The organism is Streptomyces sp. NPDC059534, from assembly GCF_042743475.1.
GTDB lineage: Bacteria > Actinomycetota > Actinomycetes > Streptomycetales > Streptomycetaceae > Streptomyces.
Genome location: NZ_JBHWAQ010000003.1, coordinates 105,506 through 128,203 on the forward strand (window position 1 = coordinate 105,506; position 22,698 = coordinate 128,203).

The 22,698-nt window shown below is 72.2% G+C and carries 17 protein-coding genes; 14 read left to right on the plus strand and 3 right to left on the minus strand.

Features of this window, described 5'->3' with window-relative positions; all coding sequences use genetic code 11:
- Positions 1-70: 70 nt before the first annotated feature.
- The 8 genes from ACFVZH_RS04715 (at position 71) to galE (ending at position 10,814) form a co-directional block, all read left to right on the plus strand.
- The gene (locus ACFVZH_RS04715) at positions 71-673 is read left to right on the plus strand and encodes a hypothetical protein (protein WP_384893154.1); all 603 of its coding nucleotides are present in this window, start codon (positions 71-73) and stop codon (positions 671-673) included.
- Between the two features lie 229 nt (positions 674-902).
- Complete coding sequence (locus tag ACFVZH_RS04720) at positions 903-1,694, plus strand: TIGR03936 family radical SAM-associated protein (RefSeq protein ID WP_384893643.1); 792 nt, start codon at positions 903-905, stop codon at positions 1,692-1,694.
- 233 nt (positions 1,695-1,927) lie between these two features.
- Positions 1,928-5,722 (plus strand): ribonuclease E/G, encoded by a 3,795-nt coding sequence (locus ACFVZH_RS04725; protein ID WP_384893157.1) that lies wholly within the window; start codon positions 1,928-1,930, stop codon positions 5,720-5,722.
- Positions 5,723-5,966: 244 nt separating this feature from the next.
- Positions 5,967-6,287, plus strand: a complete 321-nt coding sequence (gene rplU, locus ACFVZH_RS04730) for a 50S ribosomal protein L21 (protein ID WP_015033583.1) — start codon at positions 5,967-5,969, stop codon at positions 6,285-6,287.
- A gap of 13 nt (positions 6,288-6,300) precedes the next feature.
- Positions 6,301-6,555: a 50S ribosomal protein L27 gene (gene rpmA, locus ACFVZH_RS04735; RefSeq protein ID WP_010041940.1), complete on the plus strand. Its 255-nt coding sequence runs from the start codon at positions 6,301-6,303 to the stop codon at positions 6,553-6,555.
- Between the two features lie 107 nt (positions 6,556-6,662).
- Positions 6,663-8,102: a GTPase ObgE gene (gene obgE, locus ACFVZH_RS04740; protein WP_384893160.1), complete on the plus strand. Its 1,440-nt coding sequence runs from the start codon at positions 6,663-6,665 to the stop codon at positions 8,100-8,102.
- 62 nt (positions 8,103-8,164) lie between these two features.
- Positions 8,165-9,805, plus strand: a complete 1,641-nt coding sequence (locus ACFVZH_RS04745) for a glycosyltransferase family 2 protein (RefSeq protein ID WP_384893162.1) — start codon at positions 8,165-8,167, stop codon at positions 9,803-9,805.
- Between the two features lie 16 nt (positions 9,806-9,821).
- The gene (gene galE, locus ACFVZH_RS04750; protein ID WP_384893165.1) at positions 9,822-10,814 is read left to right on the plus strand and encodes a UDP-glucose 4-epimerase GalE; all 993 of its coding nucleotides are present in this window, start codon (positions 9,822-9,824) and stop codon (positions 10,812-10,814) included.
- 116 nt (positions 10,815-10,930) lie between these two features.
- Here galE and ACFVZH_RS04755 read toward each other — a convergent pair whose 3' ends face one another.
- The 3 genes from ACFVZH_RS04755 to ACFVZH_RS04765 form a co-directional block, all read right to left on the minus strand.
- On the minus strand, positions 10,931-12,136 hold the full coding sequence (locus ACFVZH_RS04755; RefSeq protein WP_384893168.1) for a glycosyltransferase family 4 protein: 1,206 nt from the start codon (positions 12,134-12,136) through the stop codon (positions 10,931-10,933).
- Positions 12,136-14,988 (minus strand): CDP-glycerol glycerophosphotransferase family protein, encoded by a 2,853-nt coding sequence (locus ACFVZH_RS04760; RefSeq protein ID WP_384893171.1) that lies wholly within the window; start codon positions 14,986-14,988, stop codon positions 12,136-12,138. Before ACFVZH_RS04760 ends, ACFVZH_RS04755 begins: the two co-directional genes overlap by 1 nt.
- Positions 14,989-15,261: 273 nt before the next feature.
- Positions 15,262-16,854 carry a DUF6056 family protein gene (locus ACFVZH_RS04765; protein ID WP_384893174.1) on the minus strand — a complete coding sequence of 531 codons (1,593 nt, stop codon included), beginning with the start codon at positions 16,852-16,854 and terminating at the stop codon, positions 15,262-15,264.
- A 251-nt stretch (positions 16,855-17,105) separates the two neighbouring features.
- Here ACFVZH_RS04765 and ACFVZH_RS04770 point away from each other — a divergent pair, with 251 nt between their 5' ends.
- The 6 genes from ACFVZH_RS04770 to ACFVZH_RS04795 all read left to right on the plus strand — a co-directional run bounded on the left by ACFVZH_RS04770 (position 17,106) and on the right by ACFVZH_RS04795 (position 22,628).
- Positions 17,106-18,101, plus strand: coding sequence for a glycosyltransferase family 2 protein (locus ACFVZH_RS04770; RefSeq protein ID WP_384893177.1), 996 nt, complete (start codon positions 17,106-17,108; stop codon positions 18,099-18,101).
- A 140-nt stretch (positions 18,102-18,241) separates the two neighbouring features.
- Complete coding sequence (locus ACFVZH_RS04775) at positions 18,242-18,664, plus strand: GtrA family protein (RefSeq protein WP_384893645.1); 423 nt, start codon at positions 18,242-18,244, stop codon at positions 18,662-18,664.
- 143 nt (positions 18,665-18,807) lie between these two features.
- Positions 18,808-19,911 (plus strand): glutamate 5-kinase, encoded by a 1,104-nt coding sequence (gene proB, locus ACFVZH_RS04780; protein WP_384893647.1) that lies wholly within the window; start codon positions 18,808-18,810, stop codon positions 19,909-19,911.
- Positions 19,912-20,079: 168 nt separating this feature from the next.
- Complete coding sequence (locus ACFVZH_RS04785) at positions 20,080-20,601, plus strand: hypothetical protein (protein WP_384893181.1); 522 nt, start codon at positions 20,080-20,082, stop codon at positions 20,599-20,601.
- A gap of 106 nt (positions 20,602-20,707) precedes the next feature.
- Entirely contained in the window at positions 20,708-21,991 is a 1,284-nt protein-coding gene (locus tag ACFVZH_RS04790; RefSeq protein WP_384893184.1) for a glutamate-5-semialdehyde dehydrogenase, read from the plus strand.
- Positions 21,992-22,067: 76 nt separating this feature from the next.
- Positions 22,068-22,628: a hypothetical protein gene (locus tag ACFVZH_RS04795; RefSeq protein ID WP_384893187.1), complete on the plus strand. Its 561-nt coding sequence runs from the start codon at positions 22,068-22,070 to the stop codon at positions 22,626-22,628.
- Positions 22,629-22,698 lie beyond the last annotated feature (70 nt).

A 22,698-nucleotide genomic window follows, 5' to 3' on the forward strand; every position in this document is an offset into this window, starting at 1 on the left:
CATTCCGGGCATGAGCACGGAGAACACCAGGTCGCGGACCCCAAGCGAGCCCGCCGGCTGCCTTACCGGGGTGGCGCGGGTCATTGCCCTGGTGATCGTCCTGCCCGTCCGGCTGGTCTGGGACGCACTCGGGTACTGCCTGAAGCAGCTGTGGCGCTGGGTCCTCGCCCCGATCGGCCGAGCCCTCGGCTGGCTGATCCACCACCTGATCGTGATCCCGCTGCGGTTCCTGTGGGAGTGGGTGTTCGTCCCGGTCGGCCGGGCCCTCTGGTGGGTGATCGACCTGCTCGTCGTCACACCGCTGAAGTGGCTCTGGGGCTGGGTCCTCTTCCCGGTCCTCAAGGCGCTGTGGTGGGTCGTCGACCTGCTCGTCGTCACTCCGCTCGGCTGGCTCTGGCGGTACGTGCTCGCGCCCGTCGGCCGGGCGGTCGGCGCCGCGCTCGCCTGGGCCTGGGACGTGGCCGGCCGGATCTCGCGAGCTGTCGGCCGGGCGCTCGGCTGGGTGCTGTGGAATCTGATCGGGCGGCCCCTCGCCTGGACGTACCGGGTGATCCTCACGCCCGTCGGCCACTGGCTGCGCACCTGGGTGTGGGCCCCCGTCGCCTCCGTGGCCCGGGCCGTCCGCGCCGCCGCCCGGGAGGTGCGCGTCGCACTCTTCGGCGGACCCCGATGACCCGGCCCGGGGAACCGAAGGTGGCTCGGGCGCGTACTCTGGGTAGTACAACGAACGTCCCCGGCGCGGCGCCCGCCCCCGAGATCTCCCCGCGAAAGCGGGGGTGAACCGGGCGGGACCCCCAGGGCGACCCGTACATCTCGTGGACGGCGCCACCCGCGCCGCCCCGCACCGAGGAGAAGAACCACTGGGCAAGCGACAGCCCGAAGGCCCGCCGCCCGCACCGGCGGTGCAGCGCATCCGACTGCGCTACACCAAGCGCGGCCGCCTCCGGTTCACCAGCCACCGTGACTTCCAGCGCGCCTTCGAGCGTGCGCTGCGCCGCGCCGAGGTGCCCATGGCGTACTCGGCCGGCTTCACCCCGCACCCCAAGGTGTCGTACGCCAACGCCGCCCCGACGGGTACGGGCTCCGAGGCCGAGTACCTGGAGATCGCGCTGACCCAGACGCGCGATCCCGAGACGCTGCGGGCGCTGCTCGACGAGTCCCTGCCGGCCGGCCTCGACATCACCGACGCGGTCGAGGCCCGGACCTCCGGGCTCGCCGACCGGCTCACCGCCTCCGTCTGGGAGCTGCGGCTCGAAGGCGTCACGGTCGAGGACGCGTCGAAGGCCGTCGAGGCGTTTCTCGCGGCCGAGACGGTGGAAGTACAGCGCAAGACCAAGAACGGCGTCCGCACCTTCGACGCCCGCTCCGCGGTCAGCGAGCTGACGGCAGCCGCTCCCCAGGGTGATCCCCAGGGTGATAGGCCGCTGGACAGCGCCTGTGCGATACTGCGCCTGGTTGTTCGGCACGTGACACCTGCCGTGCGACCCGACGACGTCCTGTCCGGTCTCCGAGCTGTGGCCGACCTGGCGCCGCCGGTCCCCGCTGCGGTGACCAGGCTGGCGCAGGGGCTCTTCGACGAGGAGTCCGGCACGGTGACCGACCCGCTCGCGCCCGACCGCGAGGCAGTCAAGGCCGCTTCTACCACGGCCGCCGAGACCGCCTCTGCGACGGCGCCGGGTGCGGGTACCGCGTAGGGAGCGGTCGTTGTAGCGCAGCCCTGGTACTCGGGAGCCACCTGGGTCGGGCAGCGCACTGACCAGGAGACTTTCGCCAGGCCGTCCGCACAGGGCGTACGGAACCGGCGAGCCAGACACAGAGCTCCCGTGCGGCGCCCGCGCCCCGGACGGCGGCACCGCGCCTCAGGCGCGACCGTGCCGCCGGACCGGAACAAGGCGCGGCGCCCGGGAGCGTGACGGGAGAACCCCGCATGCTCGAGTCCAACGAAGACACCAATGCCCCCGGTGACAAGCTGCCGCCGCGCCGCAGGCGCCGTGCCGCTTCCCGCCCCGCCGGTCCGCCGGTGACGGGCGCGACCGCCGAGACCCCGGCGGCCACCGAGGCTCCGGCCGTCGAGGCCGCTCCGGTCGTGGAGGAGGCCGCACCGCCGGCCCGTACCCGCCGCCGTGCGACCCGTAAGGCCACCGCCCCGGCCGTGGAGACCGCGGCCGAGGCCGCCGCTCCGGCCGCCGAGGCCGTCGCCGAAGCCGTGACCGAGGTCGCCGCTCCGGCCGCCGAGGAGGCGCCCGAGGCCGCTCCGGCGCGCCCCGCGCGTCGCCGGGCCACCCGCAAGGCCACCTCGCCCGTGACCTCTCCGGCAGCCGCCGAGGAGCCCGCCGAGGCCCCGGCCGTCGAGGCCGCTCCGGTCGTGGAGGAGGCCGCACCGCCGGCCCGTACCCGCCGCCGTGCGACCCGTAAGGCCACCGCCCCGGCCGGCGCCCCCGCCGCCGAGGAGACCGTGGCCGTGGCGCCCGCCGCCGAGCCGGTCGTGGAGACCGCCCCGGCCGTCGAGGCCGCTCCGGTCGCGGAGGAGGCCGCACCGCCGGCCCGCACCCGCCGCCGGGCCACCCGCAAGGTCACCTCGCCCGAGGCCGCTGCCGAGACGGCCGCCACCGGCGAGTCGCTGCCGCAGGCCGCCGTCGAGCAGATCACCGCCGACGAGGCCGAGGTCACCGCCGCCGAGACCGCCGCCACCCGTGGCCGCGGCCGCCGCCGCGCCACCTCGCCGCAGTTCACCTCCGAGCCGGCCCCGACCCGGGAGTCGCGCCGCGCCGCGCGCCCCTCCGTCGCCGTCTTCCAGGCCCCGGTCTTCACCGAGCCGATGTTCCAGACCCCGGAGACCGCCGCCGCGGCCGCCGCCGCCGTCGCGGTGGAGCCGGAGGAGGAGGAAGAGACGGTCGAGACCGTCGAGACCGTCGAGGCGGCCGAGACGGTGGAGGCCGCCGAGCCCGCCGAGCGGGGCGAGGCCGGCTCCCGCCGCCGTCGCCGCCGCCGTGGCGAGCCCGTCGCCGTCGAGCCCGTCCCGGCCACCGTCGCCGACGAGCCCGAGGTCGAGGCCGTCGCCGACGAGGCCGAGGAGGCCGACGACTCCGAGGACGCGGACGAGTACGAGGACCGCCCGTCCCGCCGTCGCCGCCGCGGTGGCCGTCGCCGCCGTCGCGGTGAGCTCACCGAGGTCGAGGAGGCCGAGGAGGGCGAGGAGCCGCACGCCGAGGACGAGGCCGACGAGCACGAGGAGGGCGAGGAGGAGTCGGACGAGGCCGAGGGCTACGCCGGCGGCTCCAGCAGCTCCCGTCGCCGTCGCCGTCGCCGCCGTCGCAGCGGGGACGCCGCCGCCGACGCCGAGGGCGCCGAGGAAGAGGGCGTCCGTACGGTCGTCAAGGTCCGCGAGCCCCGCCCGGCCCGCGAGAAGGCCGAGCCCGGCACCGGCGCCGACGAGGTCCAGTCCATCAAGGGCTCGACCCGCCTGGAGGCCAAGAAGCAGCGCCGCCGCGAAGGCCGCGAGCAGGGCCGCCGTCGCGTCCCGATCATCACCGAGGCCGAGTTCCTCGCCCGCCGCGAGGCCGTCGAGCGCGTCATGGTCGTCCGCCAGAACGGCGAGCGCACCCAGATCGGCGTCCTGGAAGACAACGTGCTCGTCGAGCACTACGTCAACAAGGAGCAGGCCACCTCGTACGTCGGCAACGTCTACCTGGGCAAGGTCCAGAACGTCCTGCCGTCCATGGAGGCTGCCTTCGTCGACATCGGCAAGGGCCGCAACGCCGTCCTGTACGCCGGCGAGGTCAACTTCGAGGCGCTCGGCATGGGCCACGGCCCGCGCCGCATCGAGACCGCCCTCAAGTCCGGCCAGTCGGTCCTCGTCCAGGTGACGAAGGACCCGATCGGCCACAAGGGCGCCCGCCTGACCAGCCAGGTCTCGCTGCCCGGCCGCTACCTCGTGTACGTGCCCGAGGGCTCGATGACCGGCATCAGCCGCAAGCTCCCGGACACCGAGCGGGCCCGGCTCAAGACCATCCTCAAGAAGATCGTCCCCGAGGACGCGGGCGTCATCGTGCGCACCGCCGCCGAGGGCGCGAGCGAGGACGAGCTGCGCCGCGACGTCGAGCGTCTGCAGGCGCAGTGGGAGGACATCCAGAAGAAGGCGAAGAGCGGCAACGCCCCGACGCTGCTCTACGGCGAGCCGGACATGACCGTCCGGGTCGTCCGCGACATCTTCAACGAGGACTTCTCCAAGGTCATCGTCAGCGGTGACGACGCGTGGGAGACCATCCACGGCTACGTCCACCACGTCGCCCCGGACCTGACCGACCGCCTGTCCAAGTGGACGAGCGAGGTCGACGTCTTCGCGACGTACCGGATCGACGAGCAGCTGATGAAGGCGCTCGACCGCAAGGTCTGGCTGCCGTCCGGCGGCTCGCTGGTGATCGACAAGACCGAGGCGATGATCGTCGTCGACGTCAACACCGGCAAGTTCACCGGTCAGGGCGGCAACCTCGAAGAGACCGTGACGAGGAACAACCTCGAAGCGGCCGAGGAGATCGTGCGCCAGCTGCGCCTGCGCGACCTCGGCGGCATCGTCGTCATCGACTTCATCGACATGGTCCTGGAGTCCAACCGCGACCTGGTGCTGCGCCGCCTCCTGGAGTGCCTGGGCCGTGACCGGACCAAGCACCAGGTGGCCGAGGTCACCTCGCTCGGCCTGGTGCAGATGACCCGCAAGCGGGTCGGCCAGGGCCTCCTGGAGTCCTTCTCCGAGACCTGCGTCCACTGCAACGGCCGCGGTGTCATCGTGCACATGGAGCAGCCGACCACCGCCGGTGGCGGGGGCGGCGGCAAGCGCTCGAAGAAGCGCGGCCGCGGCGGCGCCGAGCACGTCCACGAGCACGAGCAGGTGGAGGCCGCGGAGGCCGACACCGAGGTCGAGACCGAGGCCGAGGTCGCGGCGGAGCTCTCCGCCCCGATCGCGCTGCCGGAGCCGATCGCCCCGGACGAGGAGCTGTACGGCTCCGCCGCCGAGGCCGAGGCCGCCGCCACGCGCGGTCGTGGCCGTCGCCGCGCGACCCGCCGGGTGTCCGCCCCGGTCGCCCCGGCGCCGGTCGTGGAGACCGAGAGCGTCGTGTACGAGCCCGCGCCGGCCGCCCGGCCGGAGCCGGTCGTGGAGCCCGCGCCCGTCGCCGAGCCGGTGGCCGTCGTCGAGCCCGAGCCCGTCGTCGAGGAGGCCGCACCGGCCCCGCGTGGCCGTCGCCGCGCGACCCGTCGGGTGACCTCCCCGGTCGTCTCCACCACGGAGACGGTCGCCGAGGTCGTCGAGCCGGTCGTCGTCGAGCCGGTCGCCGAGGCCGCCCCGGAGCCCGTCGTGGAGCCGGTGGCCGAGCCCGTCGTCGAGGAGGCCCCCGTGGCCGCCGCGCCGCGTGCCCGCCGCCGGGTGGTCCGCAAGGCCACCGCTCCCGCCGGGTCGCCCGCGGGCTCCGAGGAGGCGGCCGTCGTCGTGGTCGCCACGGCTCCGGCCGAGGTCGCCGAGGAGACGCCGGCCGAGGCCGAGACCGAGGCCACGCCGGCCAAGAAGACGGCGGCGCGCAAGACGACCGCGAAGAAGGCCACGGCCAAGAAGGCCGCCACCAAGAAGACGGCGGCGACCAAGAAGACCGCGGCGAAGAAGACGACCGCCAAGAAGGCTCCGGCCAAGAAGGCGGCGGAGAAGACCGCGGCTCCGGCCCAGGACTGATCCACCGGGTACGGGCCGTCCCTCCACGGGACGGCCCGCACCCGCTCGGGCGAATTTGACCCCTTGTGGCAGCCGCCCGTAACCTAGACCGTCGGCGTGTCTGATCGACACGTCGCGCCTCTGAGCACCTCCCTCCCGCCCGTCGGGAGAGGCCGCTCGTCCGATTCCGGAACGCCGCGGGCCCCCGGGCCCGTGTGAGTGGCTGGCTTCAGAGGTTTCGATCCCGAGTGAGAGAGAGATCCGCGTGTACGCCATCGTGCGCAGCGGTGGTCGCCAGCACAAGGTTGCTGTCGGCGACATCGTTGAGGTTGACAAGATTTCCACTGCCAAGGTTGGCGACACGGTCGAGCTCTCGACCCTGCTCGTTGTCGACGGCGACGCCGTGACCAGCGACCCGTGGGTCCTGGCCGGCATCAAGGTCACGGCCGAGGTCGTGGACCACCACAAGGGCGCCAAGATCGACATCCTGCGCTACAAGAACAAGACCGGCTACCGCCGTCGCCAGGGTCACCGCCAGCAGTACACGGCGATCAAGGTCACCGGTATCCCCGCGGCTGCGAAGTAAGAGGGACTGAGACATGGCACACAAGAAGGGCGCATCGTCCACCCGGAACGGGCGCGACTCCAATGCCCAGCGGCTCGGCGTGAAGCGCTTCGGCGGTCAGGTCGTCAACGCGGGTGAGATCCTGGTCCGCCAGCGCGGCACCCACTTCCACCCGGGCGCGGGCGTCGGCCGTGGCGGCGACGACACGCTGTTCGCCCTGCAGGCCGGTTCGGTGCAGTTCGGCACCCACCGTGGCCGCAAGGTCGTGAACATCGTTCCGGTCGCCTGATCGGTTCTTTTGCGGAGGCGGACCTCACTTCCCGGGTCGGGAAGCGGGTCCGCCTTTCGCGTGTTACTAGATAGACATTCCGCACGTATCCAAATGGAGGCACCACCATGACCACCTTCGTGGACCGCGTCGAGCTGCACGTCGCCGCGGGTAACGGAGGCCACGGCTGCGCCTCCGTTCACCGGGAGAAGTTCAAGCCGCTCGGCGGACCCGACGGCGGCAACGGCGGCCGTGGCGGTGACGTGATCCTGGTCGTCGACCAGGCGATCACCACGCTGCTCGACTACCACCACTCGCCGCACCGCAAGGCCACCAACGGTCAGCCCGGCGCCGGTGACAACCGCTCCGGCAAGGACGGCCAGGACCTCGTCCTGCCCGTGCCCGACGGCACCGTCGTCCTCGACAAGCAGGGCAACGTCCTCGCCGACCTGGTCGGCCAGGGCACCACCTTCGTCGCGGGCCAGGGCGGCCGCGGCGGCCTCGGCAACGCGGCGCTCGCGTCGGCCCGCCGCAAGGCCCCCGGTTTCGCCCTCCTCGGCGAGCCCGGCGAGGGCGGCGACGTCGTCCTGGAGCTCAAGACGGTCGCGGACGTGGCGCTCGTCGGCTACCCGAGCGCGGGCAAGTCCTCGCTCATCTCCGTGCTCTCGGCCGCCAAGCCGAAGATCGCCGACTACCCCTTCACGACGCTCGTCCCGAACCTGGGCGTGGTCACCGCCGGCTCGACCGTCTACACGATCGCCGACGTCCCCGGCCTCATCCCCGGCGCGAGCCAGGGCCGCGGCCTGGGCCTGGAGTTCCTGCGCCACGTCGAGCGCTGCTCGGTCCTCGTGCACGTCCTGGACACGGCGACGCTGGAGTCGGACCGCGACCCGGTCTCCGACCTCGACATCATCGAGGAGGAGCTGAAGCAGTACGGCGGCCTTGAGGACCGGCCCCGGATGGTCGTCCTCAACAAGATCGACATCCCGGACGGCCAGGACCTCGCGGACATGATCCGCCCGGAGCTCGAAGAGCGCGGCTACCAGGTGTTCGAGGTCTCCGCCGTCGCCCGTACGGGCCTCAAGGAGCTCTCCTTCGCCCTCGCCGGCATCGTCGGCGAGGCGCGCGCGGCCAAGCCGGTGGAGGAGGCGACCCGTATCGTCATCCGCCCGAAGGCCGTCGACGACGCGGGCTTCACCGTCGTGTACGACGAGGCCGAGGACGTGTACCGGGTGCGCGGCGAGAAGCCCGAGCGCTGGGTCCGCCAGACCGACTTCAACAACGACGAGGCCGTCGGCTACCTCGCCGACCGTCTCAACCGCCTCGGTGTCGAGGACCGGCTGATGAAGGCCGGTGCCCGGGCCGGCGACGGTGTCGCCATCGGCTCCGAGGACAACGCGGTCGTCTTCGACTGGGAGCCCACCATGATGGCCGGCGCCGAGATGCTCGGCCGCCGCGGCGAGGACCACCGCCTCGAAGCGCCCCGCCCCGCCGCCCAGCGCCGCCGTGACCGCGACGCGGAGCGCCACGACCCCGAGCGCGAGTACGACGAGTTCGAACCCTTCTAGCGGGTCCGGGAAGCTCCTCGGCCCTCGTCAGGGGGGTCGGGGGGCTCCCGTAGGATCCTGGGGTGAGTACCGTTCCGCTGCCCGAGACCGCCGGCAGGCTCAGTGTCGTCGTCATCGCCTACAACGACGAGACGTTGGTGGGTGAGGCCATCAGGTCGGCGCTCGACCAGGGGCCCGTGGTGGCGGAGGTCGTGGCGGTCGACGACCGTTCGCGCGACGGGACGGCGCGGGTTCTCGACGAGCTGGCCGCCCTGCACCCCCGGGTGAGGGTGGTGCACCGTACGGAGAACAGCGGCGGCTGCGGCACTCCGCGCAACGACGGCGTCCGGGCGGCCACCGCCCCGTACGTCATGTTCCTGGACAGCGACGACATCCTGCCGGGCGGCGCCGCCGAGGCCCTGGTGGCCGCCGCGGAACGGCACCGCACCCCGGTCGCCGTCGGCGTCTGCGTACGGCGTGAGCTCCCCGAGGGCCGGGACGTCCGCTGGCAGCCCGGGCTCTACCGGGAGCCGGCCGTGCTGGAGACCCCCGAGGACCTGCGCCCGCTGCTCCACGACACCCTCTGCGTCAACAAGGTCTACGACCGCGCCTTCCTCGCCGAGCACGACATCCGCTTCCCCGACGGCCGGTTCGTCTACGAGGACTTCCTCTTCACCTCCCGGGTGTACGCCGCCGCCCCCCGCGTCGCGGTGATCCCGGACACCGTCTACGTCTGGCACGTCCGCCGGGCCGCCGCCCAGCTGTCGATCTCCCTCGACCGCGGCGGCGTCTCCAACTGGCAGGCCCGGATCGCCGCCCACCGCGCGGCCGTCGAGACCTTCGCCGAGGCGGGACGCGCCGAGCTGGCCGCCGCCTGCCGCACCAAGTTCCTCGAACACGACCTGCGGATGTACGCCCGGGACGTGCGGCTGCGCGACGCCGGCCACCGCGCCGACTGGTGGGCGGCCACCCGCGACCACCTGGCGGGCTTCGAGGAGGCGGAGATCGCCGCCGCCGTCGCTCCGGCCCGCTGGATCGCCCGGTTCCTGCTGGCCGCGAAGGAGCCGCGCGACCTGCTGCGGCTGTCCCGGCTCGCCGCCAACCCGGCCCGGCTCCTGCCGCCGTACGCCGGCACCCGTACCGCCGCCGTGTGGTCCGAGGACCTGCCGGAGGCCCGTCTCGACGGCATGGACGAACTGCCGCTCGGCGAGCTGCCGCTCGTCGTGGACGCCGTCCTGCGCACCGGCGGTGGCGGCGAACTGCACTTCACGGTCCGGGACCTGTACGGGCGGCTCGCCGAGGCGGCCCCCCGCACCGCCGAGCTGTCGTTCCTGCCGCGCGGCGACGACGAGCCGGCCCGTACCGAACGGGTCGAACTGCGCGCCGTGACGGACGCGGACGGCTCCGGCTGGTCGGCCCGGGTCCCGGTCCGGTTCTCCGGACTCGCCGGCACCGGCCGCCGGCGCGGCCGCCAGGGCGTCCAGCTGTGGGACGTCGGCGCCACGGTGACGTGCGCGAACGGTGAGTCGTTCACCACCTCGCTGCGCCCGCCGGACGGCTCGCAGCGGCGCTCCGTGCTTCCGAGCAGCCGGTACGGTGTACTCCTGGTGCAGCAGTACGCCACGGCGAACGGCTCGCTCGCGGTACGGATCGCACCCGGTGCCCGGGACGGGTTCCGGGCGGTCAGAGCCCGGCTCCGTCGGCTTGCCCGCAGTTCTCAGTGAAAGGGTTTGGGGCACTATGACTTATCTGATCACCGGCGGCGCCGGATACATCGGCTCTCACGTGGTCCGCGCGATGACGCAGGCGGGCGAGCGGGTCGTCGTCCTCGACGACCTGTCCACGGGTGACGAGAAGCGGGTGCCCGAAGGCGTGCCCCTGGTGGTCGGCTCCACGCTCGACCGTGAGGTCCTGGACCGGACGATCGCCGAGCACGGCGTCACCGGTGTCGTCCACCTCGCCGCGAAGAAGCAGGTCGGCGAGTCCGTCGAGCTGCCGCTGCACTACTACCGCGAGAACATCACCGGCCTCACGGTCCTCCTGGAGGCGGTCGCCGCCGCGGGCGTGCGCAACTTCCTCTTCTCCTCCTCGGCCGCCGTCTACGGCATGCCCGACGTCGTCCTCGTCACCGAGGAGACCCCGTGCCTGCCGCTCAGCCCGTACGGCGAGACGAAGCTCGCGGGCGAGTGGGTGGTGCGTGCCGCCGGCCGGGCGCACGGCATCTCGACGGCCTGCCTGCGGTACTTCAACGTGGCCGGCGCGGCGACCCCCGAGCTCGCCGACACCGGTGTCTACAACCTGGTGCCGATGGTCTTCGAGCGTCTCGACGCCGGGGAGTCCCCGCGGATCTTCGGCGACGACTACGACACGCCCGACGGCACCTGCATCCGCGACTACATCCACGTCGAGGACCTGGCCGAGGCGCACCTGGTCGCAGCCCGGAAGCTCGCGGAGTGGGCCGAGGCCGGCGAGCCGCGCGACCTGACGGTCAACATCGGCCGCGGCGAGGGCGTCTCCGTGACCGAGATGGTCGAGCTGATCAACGAGATCACCGGTCACTCCGCCGAGCCCCTCGTCACCCCGCGCCGTCCCGGCGACCCCGCCCGGGTCGTCGCCGCGGCCGACCGGATCGAGTCGGAGCTGGGCTGGCAGGCCCGCCACGACGTCCGCTCCATGATCTCCTCGGCCTGGGAGGGCTGGGTCGCCCACCGCGGGGTGCCCGCCGGCCGCTGACCGGCACGGGCCGGTGACCGGTACCCACGGCGCACCGCTCACCGCTCATACGAAGAACGCTCGGCCGGGACATCCCGGCCGAGCGTTTCTCGTCTGTGCGTCCCGCGACCCGGCGGTCAGCGGTTGAGCAGGGTGAAGAGGCTCTCCCAGCGGGCCATGATCTCGTCGGTCGAGTACCGCTGGATGTCGACGCGGGCGCGCTCGCCCATACGGTCGCGCAGCTCCTTGTCCGAGATCAGCTCGTCGAGCCTGCGCGCGAACTCGCTGGTGTTGCCGGGCGCCACGACGAGGCCGTTCTCGCCGTCCGTGATGATCTCGCGGACACCGGGAGCGACATCGAAGGCGACACACGGCACGGCCGTGGCCATGGCCTCCATGAGCGCCAGCGGGAAGCCCTCGCCCCGCGAGGACAGCGCGAAGAGCGAGCTCTCCCGCAGCACCCCGGGCACGTCGCTGGTGCGGCCCATCCACTCCACCGAGTTGCCGAGCCCCAGCTCCTCGGCCTGCCGCTTGAGCGCCTGCTCCTCCTCGCCGGAGCCGTAGACGCGCAGGGTCCAGTCGGGGTGGCGCGGGGCGACCTCGGACCAGGCGTCGAGGAGCATGTCGACGCCCTTCTCCTCGTGCAGTCGACCGATGCTGACCACCTGCTTGGCGGTCCGCTGCGACGGCTCCTCGGGGAAGAAGGGGAGCGGGTTCGGCATGGAGGCCACGTTGTCGAAGCGCTGCCGGATCCACAGGTCGGCGTCCTCGCGGGTCAGCGCGAGCATCCGGTCGACGTCCTGGTAGTACTTCTTGACGCGCTGGAAGCGGGAGGACGCGCGGCAGGTCTGGAAGGACTCGTGGCTCATGCCGACGACCCGCAGCCCGGAGGTGTCCGCGAGCGCGACCCACTCCATGGCCCAGACCTGCGTCACGATGACGACGGCGCCGGGCCGGGCGGCCCGGAACATCCGGGTGAGCTTCGCGGCCTGCTCGGCCATGCCCGCCTCGCGGGCGGCCCGGCGCCGGCGCTCGGCCAGGTCGAGCTTGCCCTTGAGGCCGCGGAGCGCCTTCAGGCTCGGCGGGTGGACGTCGTACAGCGTGGTGGTCGTGTACGGCAGGTCGTCGCCGAGGTCGGCGCGCCGGCCTTCGGGGGCCGGGACGACACCCACGACGTGGACGGTGTGACCGCGCTCCGCGAACAGCCGGGCGACCTGGTGGGACCAGCTGGTGATGCCGCCCAGTTCGTCGACGCTGTTGGAGACGAGGAAGACGTCCCGCGCGACGGTGGTGTTCCGCTCCGTCGCGGGTTCGGTCGTCAGGGTGCTGGTCGGCTTGGTCATCAACGGCTCCACCGGGACGAGAAGAACTGATCGACGATGCTCTTGGCGGCGGTGCCCTGGTCGTACTCGCCGAACTCGGCGACGAAGCACTTGCGGACGTCGGCGTACTGCCGGTCCTGCGCGTCCAGGTTCCGCAGCTCCTCACGGAACTCGTCCTCCGTGCGGAAGACGGGACCGGGAGCCTTCTCGAGCAGGTCGAAGTAGGTGCCCCGGCCCTCGTGGACGTAGTTCTCGTAGTCGTACGTGAAGAAGAGCATCGGCCGGTCGAGCAGCGCGTAGTCGAACATCACGGAGGAGTAGTCCGTGATCAGCGCGTCGGCGAGCTCCATGAACGGCATCACGTCGTGGTGCTTGGAGACGTCGATGACCTTGCCCTCGACGCTCGGCGGCAGCACCACGTGGTTGAGGTAGTGCGCGCGCACCAGGAGGACGTAGCGGTCGCCGAACTCCTCGGCGAACGCCTCCACGTCGAACGGCAGCTCGAAGTGGCTCGCCTTGGCGCCCGACGTACGGAACGTGGGGGCGTACAGCAGGATCTTCTTGTCCTGCGGGATGCCCAGCTCGGCGGCGAGCGGTCCGCGCACGCGGTCGCCGGTCTCCTGCTCGCGCTGACGCGTCTGGACGAGCGCGTCGTTGCGCGGGTAGCCGGAGCGCAGCAGCACCCGGTCCTCGAGGTTGAACGCCTTGGCCAGCGTCCGCACGTCGTGCTCGGAGCGCACCAGGAAGTGGTCGAAGCGGTCCAGGTACTTCTGGTCCGCCGCCTGCTGCTGGCGGGTCTTGGCCTTGAGGGAGGGCTGATCGAAGCCCATCTTCTTCAGCGCGGAGCCGTGCCAGGTCTGGATGTACGTCGTCTCGGGGCGCTTGTCGAGGCGGAGCGGGTAGCTCTGGTTGTCCACCCAGAACTCGGCCCGGGCCAGCGCCTTCAGGTACGGCAGCGACCAGCGGCGGACCAGCTCGACGCCCTTGGGGAAGCCGGTCGGCGTCCCCGTGTACGACCAGATCGCCTCGAAGTCGAGGCCCTGCCGGAGCATCTCCTCGTAGATCGCGCGGGGGCTGTCGCTGTACTGCTTGCCGAGGTGGCTCTCGAAGACGACGGTCCGCTTCTTCACGGGCAGCCGGCTGTACACGTCGTGGTACAGGCGCAGCTTCGTGTCGTCGGACTTGAGCGTCTTGCGCAGCTCCTTGGCCTTGCGATAGCCGGACTTGGCCAGCTTGCCGGGCGTGCCGCGCACACCGCGCAGGATCAGTTCCTCGATGCGGTCGCCGTTCTGCCGACTGGACACCAGGCGGAAGGCGAGGTGGCCCTTGACGGTGGCGTGCGGCTCTATGCGGTCGGCCACCAGCCGGGTCAGGCGGGGCTTGATCGGGAACGGGTCGCCGCCGAGGTCGGGGTCCCCGACGGTCAGCCGGGTCCGGGTGCGCTTCCCGTCGACGTCGAGGTCGAGCCGGACGTCCCAGACGGAGTCGATGATGCCGAGCGGGCGCAGGCCGGAGCTCAGGTCGACCTCGGCCTCCCAGTGGATGCTCCGGCCCTCGTGGCGGACCGTCTGCACGGGGAAGACGAAGGTCTGCAGGCTGCGCCGGCGGGCCTTGAACTCCAGGCGGCCGGCGAGCCGTGCCCCGGGCGGGATCACGCCGAGCGGGTTGGTGATCCGGCCGGTGAGCCGGACGGTGCCGCCGGACTCCTCGTACGAGGTCAGCTCGTTGCGCAGGAAGAGCTTGTTGATCGGCTTGGTGTGGTAGCCGAGCTCGGTGACGTCCAGGACGCTGCGGCCGAACTCGTCGTCGAGGTGCTCGGCGCACCAGTAGACGCGGTCGTCCTGCTCGAAGAGCGGCGTGGACACCTTGTCGCGGTGGAGCAGGGTGTCGACGGCGGGCAGCAGGTTGTCCCAGTCGCCCTTCTCCAGGAGGAAGCCGCAGATCGCCTGGATCTTCTGCGCCTTCGCGTACGCCTCGCGGTCCAGGCCCTGGAGGTAGTCGCGGGAGAGCTCGGCGAACTCCTGGCGGAAGGACTCGTCGCGGAACGGCAGGTCGCGGAGGTGGAGGACCAGGTCGTGCTTGAGGAACTTGACGTCCTTGGCCCGGCGGAGCTCGTCCATGCCGTGCTCGTCGAGCAGGGCGTCGATCCGGCGGTGGATCTCCAGCCGGTGGATGTAGTTCGTCATCTCGTGCCGGCGGTTGGTCACCGACTTGACCTGGGCGTTCTGGTGGACGTGCCAGAAGTACACCTGGTTCGGGATGAGGGTGATCTTCTTCGCCGCGAGGTACGCCTCGGCGATGAACATCAGGTCCTCGTAGAACATGCCCTTCGGGAAGCGGAGGTCGTTCTCGAGGAGGAACTCACGGCGGTAGCACTTGTTGGTCGAGAGCGTGTCCCAGACGAAGAGGTCGGGCAGCTCGGCGACCGAGTCCAGGGTGCGCGTCTGGCGGTAGATCCAGGAGTACCACTCGTCGCGCTTCTCGTTGGCGGTGTCCTTGTGGAGGCGCACGCAGAGCCCGGAGACCATGTCGGCCTGGGTCTCGTCGGCGGCCGAGACCATGTTGAGGCAGGCGTTGAGCTCCAGGACGTCGTCGCTGTCCAGGAACATGACGTAGCGGCCCCGCGCGTGGCCGATGCCGACGTTGCGGGGCTCACCGCCCGCGCCGCTGTTCTCGGGCAGCTGGTACGCACGGACCAGGTCGGGGTGCGCAGCTGCCAGACTCTGTGCGACCGCGAAGGTGTCGTCGCTGCTGCAGTCGTCGACGATCACCACTTCGACGCTCTTCAGGGTTTGATCCAGTACGGACTGGACTGCCGCCGGAAGACGCTCCGCGTCGTTGTAGGCGATGACGATCACTGAGACGTCAGGCACTGGCACCTCGATCCACTTTTCATTCCTTCAGACACACCCAAGCTACCTGGTATTCGCAACCCGTTCGGCCGAGGCTCCGGCCGCTCCGGAGGGGCCTGTTTCCCTATCGTTACTGGTTCGGAAGGGAATTCCCTGCAACCCGCGGGGCGGGTGAGAAGTCGCCCATGCGGGCGTGATGTCACGGATGGCGGGACATGCAGCCAGAATTTACCGCAGACCGCCACAAACTCCGCCGCGCGGGGTGATCAGGAACACACCCGCGTGGGGGACCCCCTACGGGCGCTCGATCCGCTCCACGCCGTAGTAACGGGAGACACACTGGGCCACCCAGTCCCGCGGGTACGCGGGAGTGAAGAACGGCTCGGCCAGGTACCCGATCGGCAGAGGGTGATACGTCACCTTCCGGGCGCCGGCCGCCACCTCGGAGCGGACGCGGGCGTTCTGCGCGTCCCAGGCGAGGCTCCGCGCCACGGTCGTGGTCGTCAGGGTCCGCACCGCGGGCACCAGGGCGACGGTGGAGGCGACGGCCACCACTCCCGCCACGGCGACCGCCGCGATCCCGGCGCCGAGCCCGCCGGCGAGGCGGCGGCCGATCGCCAGACCGAGCCAGGTGCCGTACGCGCAGAGCGTCAGCAGGAGTGGGACGAGGAAGCTCACCCAGGTGCGGGCGTAGGTCCAGCCGGTCACGCCGTACCCGCTGCGCAGGCCGTAGACCACGGCCAGGCTCGCGAGGGCGACCAGCGGCAGCGGCAGGAAGGCCGCGACCCCGGCCACCCGGGGCCGGCGCCGGGGCCGGGGGAGCGGGCCGGGGCGGCCGCGGTCGTGCGCGCGGCCGCGGGCGAGGGCCAGGCCGAGACCCACGAGCCCGCCGACGGCGAGGGCTCCCGCGTACGCCCACTGGCCGCCGGCGGTCTGCCAGACGCGCCACCAGTCGTGGAACGTCTCGCCGACCTCGTCCGCCGACATCGGGGCCTGCGGGTGCTGGGCGCGCCGCCACCGGGCGCCCGGCGACGTGTACAGCAGGGTGAGGCCCACGCCGAGCCCGAGGCAGGCCGCCGCGCACCACGTCGACACGAACCGGTCCCTCGCCCAGCCGAACCGGGGCAGGCAGAGCAGACCGACGGCGACCGCGAACACGCCGGCGACCAGGGTGAACGGTTCGCTGAGCATGCCGAGCGCCACGCCGGCCAGGAGCGCGCCGGCCAGCGCGGCCGTCCTGGCCCACCGGCGCGCGCTGCGCGCGGCCCGGACGGCTCCGAGCACCACCCAGAGCCCGATCAGGCTCGGCAGGGTGTGCGAGATGGTCGCCGGCGCCCAGAGCAGCACCTGGTAGGGGCGGGTGCCCGCGAAGAACAGCAGCGCGGCGAGCAGCGCGGCGGCGGCCGCGAGCAGGGCGGCCGGCGGCGCGGGCAGGCGCAGCGCGCGCAGGGCCGCGCGGCCGAGGAGGAAGAGGGCGGCGCAGAGCGCGACCACCAGGAGGGCGGGCAGCAGCTTCGGGCCCCGCATGTCGTCGGTGTAGAGGACACCGGTCGCCAGGGCGTTGGTGACCCGCCCGTTCTGGGTGCGGTAGAAGTCCGAGGCGATCCCCAGGGCTCCCATGTCCCGCGTCTTCCACAGCGCGCACCAGTCGTCCGACGTGGGGCGGACGTAGAGCCCGAGGAAGGCGCCGACGGCGAGCAGGGCCGCGGCGCCGGCGGCGACGACGAGCCCGGTCCAGGTCAGTGCCCGCCGCAGGCCGTCCGCTCCGTTCCCGCCGCCCGCGTCACCGCCTCCGCTCCCGCCGGGGGCGTCCGCGGCGGGATCGGCGCCCTCCCCTTCGTCCCGCATCCGTGCGTCACCGTGCTCCGAGATGGTCGTCCTACTCACCGGTCATCGCTCCAGCTGGCCAGGGTCCGTGGCATGTCGTCTCAATGGGTGACGAATGGGTGAAAATGCCACGTATATCACTATCTTCCCCGCATGCTTTGTCGCATGGACGACATGCCGACCGGGAGCAGTCACTCGGGCGACGCCCGGTGGTCACCACCGCTCCGTACCGTGGCCGAGCTGCCCGCAGGAGAGTCCGGTGGCGGTCCTTCAGGACGTACTCTCGCCCCTCCCACTGGAGTGACCGTTCCATGACCAGGCTTTCCGTCGTCGTCCCCTGCTTCAACGAGGAGGACGTCGTCGAGCGGTTCGACGCGCGCATGCGCCAGGTGCTCGACGGCCTCCCGGTCGGCTACGAGATCTGTTACGTGGACGACGGCAGCTCCGACGGAACCCTGGGCAAACTGCGCGAGATCGCCGCCCGGCACCCGCACCGCACCCAGTACGCCTCCTTCAGCCGCAACTTCGGCAAGGAGGCGGCCATGCTCGCGGGCCTCCGCAAGTCCACCGGCGACGCCGTGGTGATCATGGACGCCGATCTCCAGCACCCGCCCGAACTGCTCGCCCGCATGCTCGACCTCTACCACCAGGGCCACGACCAGGTCATGGCGCGGCGCACCCGCGAGGGCGACAAGAAGCTCCGCTCGGCGCTCAGCCGCGTGTACTACCGGGCCGTCAACCGCTGGGTCGACGTGGAACTCACCGACGGCGTCGGAGACTTCCGGCTGCTCTCCCGCCCCGCCGTCGACGCGCTGCTCTCGCTGCCCGAGTACAACCGCTTCTCCAAGGGCCTGTTCTCCTGGATCGGCTTCGACACCGTCACCTTCGACTACCAGAACGCCGCACGCGAGGGCGGCGAGACGAAGTGGAAGTTCAGCTCCCTGCTCAACTACGGCATGGACGGGCTGATCTCCTTCAACAACCGCCCCCTGCGCATCGCCCTCTGGCTGGGCATGATGCTCAGCGGCCTCGCCGTCCTCTACGCGGTCTGGGTGACCGCCGCCGCCCTCACCCAGGGCGTCACCGCGCCCGGTTACGTCACCCTGGTCGCGATCATCGTGGGACTCGGCGGCGTGCAGATGGTGATGCTGGGACTGATCGGCGAGTACATCGGACGCATCTACTACGAGACCAAGCGCCGGCCGCACTTCCTCGTGAAGGAGACCCACCGCTCCTTCGGGCGCGCGGCCGCCGAGCGCGCCGCCGCCGAGCGGATCCGCGTCGTCACCGCCGACCGGGAGCGCTGATGACGGCCCGGGGCGGCGGGGGAGGCGGCGCAGGGTCCGGCGGGGGAGAAGGCGCAGGGTCCGGCGGGGGAGGCGGTGCCGATTCCCGTGGGGGAGGCGGTGCCGGGTCCCGCCCGTCACGCCGTGCGCGCCTCGCGCAGATACTCCGCTTCGCCCTGGTCGGCGGGGTCAACACCGGCACGTTCTTCGGGTGCTACCTCCTGCTGCACCCGTGGATGCCGTACTTCGCCGCGTACTCCCTCGCCTTCCTCCTCAGCATGGTCGGCTCCTTCTTCCTCAACACCTACTTCACCTACCGCACCCGCCCCACCTGGAAGAAGTTCGCCCTCTTCCCCCTCACCAACGTCACCAACTACCTGGTGCAGAGCGTCGGGCTCTACGCGCTCGTCACCTGGGCGGGGATGGACGACAGGATCGCGCCACTCGTCGCCGCCGTCGTCGCGATCCCCTTCACCTACCTGATCTCCCAGCGGATCCTGGTGCCCCGGAGCGCCGGACACGGCCCCGGGAGGCCCGGTCCAGGGAGCGAAACGGACGAGCGGCAGCCCTCCCGGCTCGCGTAGATTGCCTGGCAGCCGCGGCGGGGAGCACGCGGCGGTGGGACAGCCGGGTGAGGCCGTGAGGCCGAGTGAGGACGACGCAGGTGGCGACGCAGGTGACGGGACAGACGGACGTGTCGGGGCAGACGGACGTGTCGAGGCAGTACGTGACGGAGGCCCGCAGGATCGTCGTCAAGGTCGGCTCCTCCTCGCTCACCACCGCCTCCGGAGGTCTCGACGCCGACCGCGTCGACGCCCTCGTCGACGTGCTCGCCAAGGTCCGCAGCGGCGGCGAGAAGGAGATCGTCCTCGTCTCCTCCGGCGCCATCGCCGCCGGCCTCGCCCCCCTCGGCCTCACCCGCCGCCCCAAGGGCCTCGCCCGCCAGCAGGCCGCCGCCAGCGTCGGCCAGGGCCTCCTCGTCGCCCGCTACACCGCCTCCTTCGCCCGCTACGGCGTCCGCGTCGGCCAGGTCCTCCTCACCACCGACGACACCAGCCGCCGCGCCCACTACCGCAACGCGTACCGGACCCTCGACCAGCTCCTCGCGATGGGCGCGCTGCCCGTCGTCAACGAGAACGACACCGTCGCCACGGACGAGATCCGCTTCGGCGACAACGACCGGCTCGCCGCGCTCGTCGCCCACCTCGTCCGAGCCGACCTGCTCGTCCTCCTCTCCGACGTCGACGGGCTGTACGACGGGGACCCGGCCAAGCCCGGCACGTCGAGGATCGCGCAGGTCACCGGCCCCGAGTCGATCGCCCACGTCGAGATCGGCTCGGCGGGCAAGGCGGGCGTCGGGACCGGCGGCATGGTCACCAAGGTCGAGGCCGCCCGCATCGCCGCCGCCGCCGGCATCCCCGTCGTCCTCACCTCCGCGAGCCGCGCCGCCGACGCCCTCTCCGGCCGCGACACCGGCACCTACTTCCACCGCACCGGCCGCCGCTCCGCCGACCGGCTCCTCTGGCTCGCCCACGCCTCCACCCCGCAGGGCTCCCTGACCCTGGACGACGGAGCCGTACGCGCCGTGGTCGAAGGCAAGAAGTCCCTGCTCGCGGCCGGTGTCGCGGCCGTCGAGGGCGACTTCGTCGCCGGTGACCCCGTCGAGCTGCGCGACACCGCCGGCCGGGCCGTCGCCCGCGGCCTCGTCAACTTCGACGCCAAGGAACTCCCCCGGATGCTCGGCCGGTCCACCCCCGAACTGGCCGGGGAACTCGGCCCCGAGTACGAGCGCGAGGTCGTGCACCGCGACGATCTGGTCGTCATCGGCTGACCGCGGCACACCCGGTCGACCGTCCACGCCGAAACGGCTGAAAGTCTGGCCATCCGGAAGGGACGTTTACCAAAACCGCCCCATGTACCGCCTCGGACTGGTCAACTTTGTCTCGGGGGTAAGACAAGGCGGGGTACAGCACCACACGCATCACACAGGAGGCCGCCGGTGAGACGAGCGCGCCCAGGGGCACCGCCCCGCGGGACTGCCGAACGCGCCCTGACCAGTGTCGAGGCCGGAGCCGACTTCGACGAGGCACGGGACAGGTCAACGGACAGGAAGACCGAGACCACCACCGAGACACGTGAGGCACGCGAGGCACGTGACGCACGCGTCAAGGAACAGCCCGAGTCCAAGCTCTGGCACATCACCCTCAGCGTGTCGGGGGTGGAGTCGCCGCTGAAGGAAGTGCGACGCGGGCTCGAACAGCTGGCCCACGACCACCCCTTCCTGCTGACCAGCCGCTACGCCAACGACCACGCCGAGATCCGGTACTGGGAGGAGGCCCGCGACCTGCACGACGCCGCGGCCGTCGCCCTGCGCCTCTGGGGCGAGCACCGGCAGACCGCCAAGCTGCCCCCCTGGGAGATCGTCGGACTCGAGGTCATCGACCGCGAGACCTACCACCAGCGGATCGCGGAGGGCTACGGCCCGCCGCCGGCCGCCCCGGTCGGCGTCCACCCCTACTGAGCGACCGGGGGACGGCCCGGAGACCGGGCGCGTCCCCGTGCCGGGGTACGTCTCGGAGTGCGGGATACGTGAGGGATGTCCGCAGGGGTGCCAGTACCCTGCGGGCATGACCTCGCTCACGCCCCTCGACAACCTCTCCCCGGTCGCCCGGGCCGCCTACCGGGCCCGTGGTGCCGCCGCCGAAATCGCGCCACTCCCGCGCGCGGCCAAGGACGACGCCCTGCTGGCGATCGCGGACGCTCTCGAAGTCCGCACCGCCGAGATCGTCGAGGCCAACGCCGAGGACATCGCCAAGGCCCGCGAAGCCGGGACCAGCGAGGCCATCGTCGACCGGCTCACCCTCACCCCGGAGCGCGTCCGGGCCATCGCCGCCGACGTCCGCGACGTCGCCGCGCTGCCCGACCCCGTCGGCGAGGTCGTCCGCGGCTCGACGCTCCCCAACGGCATCGACCTGCGCCAGGTCCGCGTCCCGCTCGGCGTCGTCGGCATCATCTACGAGGCCCGCCCCAACGTCACGGTCGACGCCGCCGCCCTCTGCCTCAAGTCCGGCAACGCCGTCCTGCTCCGCGGCTCGTCCTCCGCGTACGCCTCCAACACCGCCCTGGTGACCGTCCTGCGCGACGCCGTCGGCGGCGCCGGACTGCCCGCCGACGCCATCCAGCTCGTCCCCGGCGAGTCCCGTGAATCGGTCCGCGAGCTGATGCGCGCCCGCGGTCTCGTCGACGTGCTCATCCCGCGCGGCGGCGCCTCCCTCATCCGGACCGTCGTCGAGGAGTCCACCGTCCCGGTCATCGAGACCGGAACCGGCAACTGCCACGTCTACGTCGACGCCCAGACCGACCTCGGCATGGCCGTCGACATCCTGATCAACTCCAAGGCCCAGCGGGTCAGCGTCTGCAACGCCGCCGAGACCCTCCTCGTCCACCAGGACGTCGCCGCGGCCTTCCTGCCCAGGGCGCTCGCCGCCCTCGCCGAGGCCGGTGTCACCGTCCACGCCGACGAGCGCGTCCTCGCCCTCTCCGAGGGCTCCAAGGCCACCGTCGTACCGGCCACCCCCGAGGACTGGGAGACCGAGTACCTCTCGTACGACATCGCCGCCGCCGTCGTCGACTCCCTCGACAAGGCCGTGGAGCACATCCGCATGTGGTCCTCCGGCCACACCGAGGCGATCGTCACCACCTCGCAGGCCGCGGCCCGCCGCTTCACCCAGCTGGTCGACTCGACCACGGTCACCGTGAACGCCTCCACCCGCTTCACGGACGGCGGGCAGTTCGGCTTCGGCGCCGAGATCGGCATCTCCACCCAGAAGCTGCACGCCCGGGGCCCCATGGGCCTTCCCGAGCTGACCTCGACCAAGTACATCGTCACGGGTGACGGTCACGTGCGGTAACACCTCCTTTCGGTACGTGCGGGGAGGGTTCGCACTCTCCCTGCCCAAAACCCCCTCGCGGGTCTACTCTGAATCCGTGCCGGACGACGTGGGGGGCAGGCCGTTCCAGGACGGCGGGGACCCCGAGGACCGTGTCGACCGCGGAGGCGCCGACGAGGTCTACGCCGACGTGGTGTTCGACGAGGACTTCGTACGGGCCGCCACCATCCACGAGCCCACGGCCGTGGAGCGGCTCCTGGCCGCCGCACAGGCCCGTGCGGAGGCCGAGGCGGCCCGCGCCCGCGCCGGCGTCGGAGCGGGCGACGACGACCCCTACGAGGACGGCCGCGACCCCGTCGGCCACACCTACGAACCCGACGACGTCGGCGACGACGCCAGCCCCTACGGGCGCCACGGAGGCGCCCTGCGCCCCTACCGGGGCAGCGCCCGCTGGCACCGGCCGGTCGCCTGGATCCTCGCCCTCGTCATGGGGATCGGCATGGTCGCCCTGGCCTTCAGCGCCGTCTACCGGGGCGCGGCCGCCAACCATGACGACCAGGTCCCGCCGCCGGCCACCACCGGCGTCGACACGCCCAAACCGCTCCCGGCCCCGCCCGCCGCCCACGCGCCCACGGTCCGGTCGGCCGCTTCCGAGTAGAGCCGCGGCCATGCCCCGGCCCGGCTGCGGCCTTGCCCCGGCCCGGGTCCCGCCGCCCCCGTACACCCCG

Coding starts and splice junctions, on each gene's coding strand:
- ACFVZH_RS04725 (WP_384893157.1), top strand. CDS start 1,928: ATGCTCGAGTCCAACGAAGACACCAATGCCCCCGGTGACAAGCTGCCG.
- rpmA (WP_010041940.1), top strand. CDS start 6,301: ATGGCACACAAGAAGGGCGCATCGTCCACCCGGAACGGGCGCGACTCC.
- obgE (WP_384893160.1), top strand. CDS start 6,663: ATGACCACCTTCGTGGACCGCGTCGAGCTGCACGTCGCCGCGGGTAAC.
- galE (WP_384893165.1), top strand. CDS start 9,822: ATGACTTATCTGATCACCGGCGGCGCCGGATACATCGGCTCTCACGTG.
- ACFVZH_RS04755 (WP_384893168.1), bottom strand. CDS start 12,136: ATGACCAAGCCGACCAGCACCCTGACGACCGAACCCGCGACGGAGCGG.
- ACFVZH_RS04770 (WP_384893177.1), top strand. CDS start 17,106: ATGACCAGGCTTTCCGTCGTCGTCCCCTGCTTCAACGAGGAGGACGTC.
- ACFVZH_RS04790 (WP_384893184.1), top strand. CDS start 20,708: ATGACCTCGCTCACGCCCCTCGACAACCTCTCCCCGGTCGCCCGGGCC.